This is a genomic window from Coleofasciculus sp. G2-EDA-02, assembly GCF_040226375.1.
GTDB lineage: Bacteria > Cyanobacteriota > Cyanobacteriia > Cyanobacteriales > Coleofasciculaceae > Coleofasciculus.
Genome location: NZ_JAVKEW010000004.1, coordinates 1 through 2,550 on the forward strand (window position 1 = coordinate 1; position 2,550 = coordinate 2,550).

The following is a 2,550-nucleotide window of genomic DNA, read 5'->3' on the forward strand; positions in this document are numbered from 1 at the left end:
TATTTTTTCAATATGACAAGAGATCGGTTGAAACCCACGCTACATCAAGGTTTCAGTGATTGTACCCATGTAGGGCGGCTCAAAAATCGCGGAAAGCCGCACAGTGAGGCAGTTTTGATTTTTTTGCTGGGGGAACTTCAGTTTAAATCCGTCTTAGCTTCTACCAAATTTATATCTTAAGTTAGTAACAATTTATATAACTCAGATGTTAGTCTGGCATTTGAGGATCTGCGGTTTACTGACGCTCCAACGGGAGCATGTCACCTTTGTCGGTTGGGCCCTTGGAACGAAACCCAACGCCATCGTTAGCCTGTTGGGTAACGCTATCGCTCTACCCAACCTACGAGAACATTTTGTGCAAAACTGACATGCTCCCCGCTCCAACCTTTATCTCTCAAGTTTTAGTTTGAATAGCCTGAAAGATATGAGCATTAGCTAAATTATTTAATTGTATCTTAGGATCACAATCATGAATGAATTAAAATGCAGCTCAGGTATTTTACAAGATAATCAAATCATAAAAATACTTTTAGTTGAGGATAATGTTGTTGAAGCAGAATTGCTAAAAGAATTGTTTTTACAGATCAACACAACTCAATTTGTTCTAACTCACGCTCAGCGCTTAAGCCATGGTTTAAAATATTTGATAGAGTTTACCTTTGACATTATTTTATTAGATTTGTCTCTGCCGGATAGTCAAGGATTAAATACTGTTGTTAAAGTCAAAGCACAAGCGCCAACTACTCCTATTGTTGTGTTAACCTCTCTCAACGATCAAAAGATGGCGATTGAGGTCGTTCGTAAAGGCGCCCAAGATTATTTAGTTAAGGGACAGTTTGCTGGGGAAGGCTTGGTACGTGCCATACGCTACGCTATTGAACGTGAGCGCGATCGCGAGGCAATTCGACAGCAGGCTAAACGAGAGCGGATCTTAGAGCGCATGGTTGAGCAGATCCGACGCTCATTGGATCTCGAAGAAATTTTGCATACCACTGTAACCCAAGTCCGTCAATTCCTGAAAACGGATCGTGTTCTCATCTATCGCTATCAGGCAGAAAAATCCCAAACTTTGCTTTTAGAAGCGGCTGATTATAGTGATGGTTATCCGGATATTGCGGCAATTAATGAACTTCTGAATTTACAAAAAAAAATGTCTATAAATGATAATTTTATTCAATTAAGCAATAATAGGATAGAATCTAACCTAGAGCCAAAATCGTTCGCCTTTCATGATCAATCTGTTCTTGCTATACCAATTAGAAACAGTGAGTCTGACCTGAAAAATCCTCAATCTATTTACCATCGATTATGGGGTGTAATAATAGCTCATCATTGCAGCCAGTCTCGTCAATGGGCAACTTGGGAAATTGATTGTTTAAACCAGTTAGTAAAACAGGTGGCTATTGCCATTCAACAGTCAGAACTTTATCAAAAGGTAAAAACAGATAACCAACACCTACAGCAACTCGTCAAAATAGATAGTTTAACCCAAATTGCCAATCGCCGTAGATTCGATCAAGTCTTAGCCGACGAATTACTCAATTCTCGACGTAACTTAAATCCGCTATCCTTGATCTTGTGTGATATTGACTTTTTTAAAGCCTACAACGATACCTATGGTCATTTAGTTGGGGATGATTGTTTAAAGCAAGTTGCTGAAGCGATATGCCAAGGGGCTCAACGACCGACTGATTTAGTTGCTCGCTATGGGGGTGAAGAATTTGCCGTGATTCTCCCCAATACAGATAATGCAGGCGCTTTTGTCGTTGCTCAAAAAATCCGTTACCAAATGGATAAACTCAAGCGTCCCCATGCCAAATCTCCCATTCATCCTTGGGTAACGCTCAGTTTAGGAATCGCCACGACGACTGCATCGGGTCAACTATCACCCACTGAGTTAGTCGAAAAAGCAGATCGCGCTCTCTACAAAGCTAAAGCCTTAGGACGCGATCGCATTTTCTCAGCTAACTCTGACCCTGATTGGTGATTGGTAATGGGTGCTTGACTTCTCCCCCGGTTAAAACGCGGGGGATTCTAAGCAGATACTTTGGGACGGGCTGAAGCCGCGTCTGGTCGTTTTATCTTTTTAGAGTTCCAGAGGAAGACTCTGGATGGCGCAGTCAAAAACGCCCTACTGACCTTGGCTAGATCAAGACCTAGCTGTATCTCTACTTTGCGGAGAATGTTAGCCGCACCATTAGCATCGGCGTTGATGAATTCTCCATTTTTTGTGCGATACATTCCACGATGAACTCGTTTCCCACTTGACTTCCACCCTTCCGGCTTGTCGCCGAATACAGGTAGAAAATCCTTGTCCAGAAAACTAGCCTTCGATGTATAGCTTTCTTCAGTTTCTATAAACTGAATTCCATATTGTTCGCACAATTGTCGGATTCTTTCTTTAAGACGAGTGGTAGGAATTTGAACAAATTCCTGATTATTCTTTTTGCCTAGCTCAATCCCATTCTTGTTGCCTTGATTCCACCCGAAAACAATAGTTCCAATCCGGCAATTTAAGCAGTGATTGACAACAATTCTTGCTGCCTTATT

Annotated in this window: 2 protein-coding genes; one reads left to right on the forward strand and one right to left on the reverse strand. The window is 41.5% G+C overall.

What is annotated here, in order from left to right; all coding sequences use genetic code 11:
• The first annotated feature begins 469 nt into the window (after positions 1-469).
• Positions 470-1,987, forward strand: a complete 1,518-nt coding sequence (locus RLO19_RS00285; RefSeq protein WP_446352792.1) for a diguanylate cyclase domain-containing protein — start codon at positions 470-472, stop codon at positions 1,985-1,987.
• Between the two features lie 47 nt (positions 1,988-2,034).
• Here RLO19_RS00285 and RLO19_RS00290 read toward each other — a convergent pair.
• The coding region (locus RLO19_RS00290; RefSeq protein WP_446352793.1) for an IS200/IS605 family accessory protein TnpB-related protein at positions 2,035-2,550 on the reverse strand (516 nt) is incomplete at its 5' end.

What these genes read in the sequence shown, in the direction of transcription:
- RLO19_RS00285 (WP_446352792.1), top strand. Translation starts at nt 470, where the DNA reads ATGAATGAATTAAAATGCAGCTCAGGTATTTTACAAGATAATCAAATC.